The organism is Pseudomonas sp. NFIX28 (assembly GCF_900107395.1).
Lineage (GTDB): Bacteria > Pseudomonadota > Gammaproteobacteria > Pseudomonadales > Pseudomonadaceae > Aquipseudomonas.
On sequence record NZ_FNPW01000034.1, the window covers coordinates 1 to 6,922 of the forward strand.

General features: G+C 49.0%; 5 protein-coding genes and 5 pseudogenes. 3 read left to right on the forward strand and 7 right to left on the reverse strand.

The window, feature by feature from the left end; genetic code table 11:
- The 4 genes and pseudogenes from BLV20_RS31895 to BLV20_RS32220 all read right to left on the reverse strand — a co-directional run.
- Window positions 1-93 (reverse strand): annotated as a pseudogene (locus tag BLV20_RS31895) (IS5/IS1182 family transposase); the annotation flags it as partial.
- 33 nt (window positions 94-126) lie between these two features.
- Window positions 127-231: pseudogene (locus BLV20_RS32215) on the reverse strand (IS5/IS1182 family transposase); the annotation flags it as partial.
- 191 nt (window positions 232-422) lie between these two features.
- Complete coding sequence (locus BLV20_RS30570; protein WP_092306071.1) at window positions 423-1,679, reverse strand: OmpP1/FadL family transporter; 1,257 nt, start codon at window positions 1,677-1,679, stop codon at window positions 423-425.
- 659 nt (window positions 1,680-2,338) lie between these two features.
- Window positions 2,339-2,562: pseudogene (locus tag BLV20_RS32220) on the reverse strand (hypothetical protein); the annotation flags it as partial.
- A gap of 409 nt (window positions 2,563-2,971) precedes the next feature.
- Between BLV20_RS32220 and BLV20_RS30580 the strand changes: the two are divergent.
- From BLV20_RS30580 to BLV20_RS30590, 3 genes and pseudogenes are all read left to right on the forward strand, one after another.
- On the forward strand, window positions 2,972-3,982 hold the full coding sequence (locus BLV20_RS30580; RefSeq protein ID WP_139192775.1) for a hypothetical protein: 1,011 nt from the start codon (window positions 2,972-2,974) through the stop codon (window positions 3,980-3,982).
- Between the two features lie 428 nt (window positions 3,983-4,410).
- A pseudogene (locus BLV20_RS30585) lies at window positions 4,411-4,638 on the forward strand (IS21 family transposase); the annotation flags it as partial.
- A gap of 42 nt (window positions 4,639-4,680) precedes the next feature.
- Window positions 4,681-5,342: pseudogene (locus BLV20_RS30590) on the forward strand (ATP-binding protein); the annotation flags it as partial.
- A gap of 76 nt (window positions 5,343-5,418) precedes the next feature.
- Here BLV20_RS30590 and BLV20_RS31275 read toward each other — a convergent pair.
- From BLV20_RS31275 to BLV20_RS31905, 3 genes are all read right to left on the reverse strand, one after another.
- Window positions 5,419-5,790 carry a helix-turn-helix domain-containing protein gene (locus tag BLV20_RS31275; RefSeq protein WP_139192776.1) on the reverse strand — a complete coding sequence of 124 codons (372 nt, stop codon included), beginning with the start codon at window positions 5,788-5,790 and terminating at the stop codon, window positions 5,419-5,421.
- 139 nt (window positions 5,791-5,929) lie between these two features.
- Entirely contained in the window at window positions 5,930-6,037 is a 108-nt protein-coding gene (locus BLV20_RS32225; RefSeq protein ID WP_371914346.1) for a hypothetical protein, read from the reverse strand.
- 424 nt (window positions 6,038-6,461) lie between these two features.
- On the reverse strand, window positions 6,462-6,716 hold the full coding sequence (locus BLV20_RS31905) for a transposase (protein WP_256577926.1): 255 nt from the start codon (window positions 6,714-6,716) through the stop codon (window positions 6,462-6,464).
- Window positions 6,717-6,922: the final 206 nt, after the last annotated feature.

Below are 6,922 nucleotides of genomic sequence, written 5' to 3' on the forward strand. Positions count from 1 at the left end.
TGCTCGTACTGCGGTGGAGTCAATCATCCAGGTCTCCAGATCAATTAACCCTTGCTCGTTGAGCTTGATGTGAAGTCGCTTGAGCATCTGGTCAAGTTGGTTTCGGCTGATTTCGTACAGAAAGGTCATAGCCACCACACTTTCGTAATTTCTCTTGATCTTGTCGAGTCGAGATGCTAGTGCCCGGTAATGCTTCAGCTGGGCGAAGACGTTTTCCACAAGGTGCTGATTGCGGTAAATCCCTATATCCAGATTCGCGTTGACGTTCACGGTTTTTGCCGCTGGGAGTTTTCTGCAGCTTCGAGCAGTGCTCATCACTGAGCAGTAATCGGGGCATTGCAGACTCGTTTTGTTAGGTGTGAGAGCTTTAACGTTACGAGTTTTTTATAAATCAATAGGTTGAAATGAAACGGTAACAGCCCCTAGAAACGCCATATCAGGTTGCCGGTTAAAACTTGAAACCATATATTTTTGTACTCTCCGGAAGTACGATTATTTGACAACACTTGGGTCTGATCAACTGGCAAGTCGCCCATCCAAATCACATCCCAGCTCAGATTAAAATCGGTTTTATGGTTCAACGCATAAGTCACTCCAGTTCCTAAACACCATTGAGAACCTATCGGGTTATTCAAGGTCCTATTGCTATTCGACGTAGCAGAGGTACTGTAGGCAACGCCCATACTCCAAAGTAGTTCCGGAGTCGCTCTATACTGAGCACCTAAGGCCAATTGATAGACATCCTTGTAATTCGACTTGGTAATCGTCGACTGTGCTCCGAATAGCGATGTATCAACATCAATCGCTACATCACCAAACTGCGACATGTCTTTCCAACCTAAGGTGGCGAGTAACCCCCACTGCGGATCGAGTTGATGGTAGATACTGAGGTTTGCTGTCTGTGGAACCTGGATTTTCAAGTTGACATTTATGCCATCCGCCTGCTTCAGCAGTGCTCCACCACCCTGAATACTCAGGTGATTGGAAAAGTCTAGGTTAACTTTACTGGTATAGGCCAACCCGACTCGCGTACCAGGCTGCAGTTCATAAATAACGCCAATATTTGCGCCATACCCCCATGTACTATCTTTATACTTAAACTGAGCATCTGGGGGGTTCTTCACTCCTAAGAAGGAGCGATCTACTGCTGCCTGCTCTTTCAATACTCCATGCATCACTTTGATGCCGACACCTATAGACCACTTATCATTAATGCGATATGCCACGCTGGGGACTAGTGCCAACCCATTGATACTTTCATGTTGACTAAAATAGCGCCCAGACCAACTGCTCTTGAAATCGAGTGTTGAACCAAAGTCGACATATGAACCAAATCCGATACTCCAATCTTCATCAAGCATACGACTGATAAAAAAGCTACCACCTAGGGTGGGCTCAATAGCGTTGCCACTTCCTCCACCGCTCACATTGGTAGATGAATCTGGCTCAAACTTAATCCGTCCGTATACGAGTTGTGCCCCAACCAATATTTGGGTACCCCTCAGATAACTAAGACCAGCGGGGTTACTGGCTATTGTCGAGGGGGCTTGAGCACTTGCTTCCGCGCCCGCATTGACCACCCCTGCATCATCGCCAGCAATCTCGTAAGCTCGTACCTGCTGATGGTAACCGATTGACACCAGAAAGACCAAAGCTGCTGACGATAACTTCTGTCCCATAATAGAGTTCCTCCGAAAGTGAGCAGTGCCAGTTTAAGTTGGCTTGTTGTATTGCCAGCCTGATACAAATTTCGAATCTGGGATGTTTGGTGTTTATCCATATGGTTTTGGCAGGGGGCTGATTTTTACACCAGCAAAAGAATATGGGGTATTTAGGTGTCGGTTCTGGTGGTTAAGTGGGAGTTTAATGAGTTTGCAGTGTTTCTACTAGGTTTGATTGCTTGATGGGGTTGAACTTTTATTGTTTGGGTGAGGTCAGGTTTTTTGTGGGGGTGGCTGCTGTCTTGATAGATGTTGGTGGTGTTTAGTGGGGATTAAATGCTAATAGTTGGCGCCTCAATCCTAATAAGGTTTTCTCGCAAGAAACTACTCTAAAGGTAACAGCTTTAAGGTTTGCACGTAGGGTTGGATGCCTATAGTTATTCGTTCTGCCTGTGTGATGGGGTATTTAAAATAAAAGTTGTGTGTTGCGCTTCGAGTTCATGGTTTTCTTAAGAGTGGCAAACTGAGCTTTTCAATAAGTTGATTTTTGTCCTTCCATAATCTTATATTTAAATCCTGTGGATAAAAAAGAAATTTCGTATTCCACTGAGCAGTTCTGCCTCCCTTCACCCTCCACGCAGGCGACCTGTTGCCATCTGATAACGTTTCCTAAATTATCAGCGATAGCCGATTGCTCGTTTGCAGCCAAGACGTCTACATTTTTCCTTAGGTTCTGTACGAAAATACTGTTGCAAAAACCGCATGGCACAAGCGGGTGGAACCGTCGCCGCAAACTTTTTGCGAGGTTATCGAAGCGCGTAACGATGCGGCGGTTTTCCTTAAGTCATCCGAACATGCACTCGATGATGTTGCGCTGTTGATATTTGGGGCGATCAAACAGTACACCTCAGTTGCACCAATCGCGAAAAAGTTGATAGACCGTGGACCTAGGTCCAAAGCGATCCAGCATGTCTCGCCAGCAGCGCCTTCAAAGGACGCCATTTAGCGGTCATCCGCCCTCGGCCGGCCACCGGCCTCGGGTTTCGATAAAAAGGTCTGCAACCAACTCCTAGGCTACACCGGGAGTTCGTACCGTTTGGCCATCGTGGGCGTCTGCCTTTGATGGATGGGAACTCTACTGAGTCCTGACGCTTATGGGCTTCAAATAAGTTTTAGCTGACTTCGTACAGGACCTAATTCCCAGATTATTGTTCCTTGTATTACTCATTGGATTGCTTGACCATGGGTAGATTATAACCCACTCTTGTCTCTGCGGTATTCAACTACAGATACCATGGAGGCAAGTGCATATGAGCACGAAAATCACTCCGAACGTTCGGAGTCAAGAGGGCGCTCCCAGTACTGGCAATGCTTTTGTCCAGCGTGTTCTCGGACATGGGCAGCGTCTGCCGGTAGAGTTACCCAATTCAGTTGATGAACTGAAAAATTGGCTAATAGATCAGGAAAATCATTTGGCGCGGGAATCGGCACGACAGGGCTTTGGTTTCTTGGTTCTCAAGCAGGAGTTGGGAGAGGGCGAGTTTGCTAGATGGCTGGTGCAGCATGACTTCAAAGAGCAGCGTGTCTACGAGCATATTAGCGTCGCCAAAATGTTGCTGGCGGCTCCAGTGAATGTACAACCCGTGCTGATGGGGTTAGGCAAGGTAAAGCTTATCGAGTTAGCCCGTTTGCCAAACGAAACCATTGACGAAGTTGCCGAGCGCGGCGAGCTAGATGAGTTGTCCCGATTGTCGGTGCGTGAGCTCAAGGAGGAGGTTCGTCGCCTCAAGAGTCAGAATCAATCGATGGCAGTCGATCTGGAAGAAGGTCAACGATTGGGTGAGAACCACAAGGCCCAGGGTATGAAGGAGCTTTCGCAAGACGATAGTGCGCATATTGCACCAGACTTTATCCGCAGGAGTGCATTGGCTGAAGATTGGATAGACCGCGGCGTTAAGGAACTAAATGCGCTACAAGCAGATGTACTAATCCACTTCCCGAACGTTCAAAGCGTCAATTCCTCACACACATGGGAGATGCTCGCATGTCACCTGTATACTGTTACCACGAGCTCTTACGCGAAGTTGCGTACGTTACTTGATCAACTGAGCCATAGCTTGCCAGAGTCAGTCCAAGGTGGATTGGTATTGATCGAGTCGCGGCTGACCGATAAACAGTTGCTTGATATTGCTGAGGCGCGTCAATATCAGGCGCGTCAAGCGGAGCAAGAACAGGTATTACATGGCGACTGTACACGAATAAATGGGCCCAAAAGGCGGGGCCGCCCAAGAAAGTTAACGCTGCCAAAAATAGAAAAATAGCCTCATATTGCAGCGCATGATACCTTGTATTATAATGGCATCCTTGGTTTGTTATTTTCTTGATATATAAAAACAACTTGTGAAGAGATAGGTCGGTTCTAAGTTTGAAGTGGCGCGAGCTTATGACTTTTTCAGTGCCTTCTTAAGGCGGTGCTGCAAAAAAGTGAATAGTCGCTTGCCTTGGCATGCTGAGTTTAAAACACTAATTCGACACATTGAGAATCTAATATAGAAGGCCTCTTCCGAGTTGGAATACGCCGGCCAAAAGAAGTTGACTCACCGAAGTCGCTTCCTGGCGGATCTTGAACAGTTGGTGCCTTGGGCTGTTCTACCGACTGAGCTGATCCAGGTACTCAACTGCTTCTGCTCAATTTTTGAACAGGAGAGCACAGGGTGATCAGCATAGAAATGATGGGTAAATTCGGCGGATGCATTTTCGTAACAAGCTGTCGCGGCATCAGATAGTCAAACGTACCGTGCTGTCGAGAAATACCATCCGAAAATGGGTCAGAGCGCCCGAAGCAGCTCAGCCGGCGTACCAACGGTGCGCTGCTTTCAACAAACTCAGCCCATTTCAGGAGGCGCTGGGGCAGGCGCTCAAAGCCGATTCGTTTTGGGCAAAGCACAACCGCAGAAGCGCCAAAGCGCTCTTCATGTAAATCAGGGCCGAGGGTTACAACGGCGGCTACACCCAGCTCGATCACGCCGTACGCTCTGGGAATCATCAGATGAACATGGCCAAGATCTCCCCATGTATCGTGATTTGGCAGGCTTCGACTTCAGCGCTTTCAGCACAGACACTCGCCTGGTCAGAGATTTGGCCAGCCTGGCGTTTATGGATACTGCACTGAACGTCGTGTTCATCGGCGGGCCTGGAACAGGCAAGACACACCTGGTCACCGTCTTGGTCGTGTCCGGGATCATAATGCATTACAATCGCGCGCGCTTCTAGTCCACGGTGGATCTGGACAATTTGGAGCGTGAAGAATACGACGACAAGACGAGCCGAATCGCTCAAGAGGTGATACGGACGGACTTGGTGATACTCGATAAACTGGGGTATTTGCCCTTCAACCAGAGCGGTGGTGTCCTGTTATTTCATCTGCTGTCAAAGCGGTACGAGCACACCAGCGGGGTCATCACGACCAACCTCTGCTTCTCTGAATGGTCGAATGTGTTCGGCGACGCCAAGATAACCAATGCGTTGCTGGATCGGTTGATACACCACTGCCACTTCGTCGAAACGGGCAACGAGTCCTATCGCCTGCAACACAGTAGTTTGATTGCCCCAGACAATAATCAAATTACGTGAACGAAGCGCAAGGACGATGCTGGTGCTAAGGACGATAAGCCGTTTTGATCTACTTTCAATCTGCAGGGTGGATCAGATTTCAATCAGCGCCAACAATTGTTGCCGTCCACGGAGCTTAACCATTTCAGCCTGAGCGTCTGGGCCTCAGCTTTTTCGATTTCTCTGCAAGAGAGACCATTCGTTCAAGAATTCGTTTATCGTCATCACATAGTGCTTCGTAGTTCCTCGCATGGACAAAAGCCCGACGAGACAGCTGCTCCGTGGCAAAAGACTCGGATATACCCACTGAATGGACTCCTGTAATTATGTATTGTACGTCCGCTCCAGCAGCCGCAATACCGATCAGGTATCTGCCGTCCGGAGCTCGAACACCACTTTCATAATCAAACTGTGTTTTCCTGCTCATTCCCCCGATCGCGGCAAAATTTGTTTGATTATAACCGAGTCGTTCTCGCTCTTCCTTTACACGCTGGCCCACGCCTTTGAAATTACTCATCTTTCACCTTGGGAGTTGTTGCTAATGAGTGTCATATGACAATCATCATGCCCGATACAATCCCAAATAAAATACCATGGCAATAGATGTTTATGAGTGCAAAAATGAGGTTTTCGCGTAGTTGATCAGCTAGCAGGCGCTATTGTTGGTGGCATTCCACCCGGCTGTCCGGGGCGAAAACCGTGTACAGCAACGCGGCTACTATGATGCGCTGGCCTTTGCCGACATGGGGCATAGCGTTACACATGAAGTGCACGCGGCAGCGTTGCCATGTCGCATGGATGACTTGGAGACGGCGGCCTTAAGCTCTCATGAGCATTGGAGATCACCAACTTCACACTGCATAGCCCACGCCCATGAGGCTTCAGAGGAAATCTGTCCAAAACGGCTCGGCCTCCGAAGGACCGATGGGCATGCCCAGAACTTCACGACCCCGTTCGTGTTCACCGCCACGGCGATTATGACGGTGACCGAGACAATACGACCGGCCTCCCGCACTTTGAGGTAGATACTTCAATCCACAAATAGGGTCAGTCTCCTTCAAGCGGGCGATCAAGGAAAGTGTTGACACGTTCATCAATCTCGCTGGCCAAAGCCTGAGACCTGGCTCTTGGAGATACCGGACATGCCCATGGCCTTGACCAACTCGTCAATCGAGCGCGTGAAACGTCTTAGATGTAGGCTTTCAGGATAACTGCTGCCAGGGCCTTCTCTGCGGTGCGTCGAGGCTTCGGGATACCTGGAAAGTAGCTGTCCTGGCGCAGCTTGGGGATCTTGAGATCGACATCCTCCAGCACGTGTTTACCAGAGCCGGTCACGGTAACCGTTACGGCTGTTGACCCGGCCTGGGCTTTTGACGTCGAAGCCGGTGCCGCAAAGGTTTTCGACTCGAGTTCCATCATGCACTGGGCAACGAACTGGATCATTTGCTTGAGCGGATCGGGCGTCTACCCCTTTTTCAAGCAACTCGGTCAATGCGATAGTCGGCTTGGTCATCGTGGTTTTCCTGGTGAAGGTTAAGTCCGCAAACTCAACGTTAGGCTCTTTACGAAAAGTAATGTCGTAAACACCACATAGCACAAGCCAGCAAGACCATCGCCGCATAACTTTCTGCGAGTTTGTCGAAGCGCGT

Excerpts from the sequence above, each read along its gene's own strand:
- BLV20_RS30570 (WP_092306071.1), bottom strand. The coding sequence starts at position 1,679 with ATGGGACAGAAGTTATCGTCAGCAGCTTTGGTCTTTCTGGTGTCAATC.
- BLV20_RS30580 (WP_139192775.1), top strand. The coding sequence starts at position 2,972 with ATGAGCACGAAAATCACTCCGAACGTTCGGAGTCAAGAGGGCGCTCCC.
- BLV20_RS31275 (WP_139192776.1), bottom strand. The coding sequence starts at position 5,790 with ATGAGTAATTTCAAAGGCGTGGGCCAGCGTGTAAAGGAAGAGCGAGAA.
- BLV20_RS32225 (WP_371914346.1), bottom strand. The coding sequence starts at position 6,037 with ATGTGTAACGCTATGCCCCATGTCGGCAAAGGCCAGCGCATCATAGTA.
- BLV20_RS31905 (WP_256577926.1), bottom strand. The coding sequence starts at position 6,716 with ATGATCCAGTTCGTTGCCCAGTGCATGATGGAACTCGAGTCGAAAACC.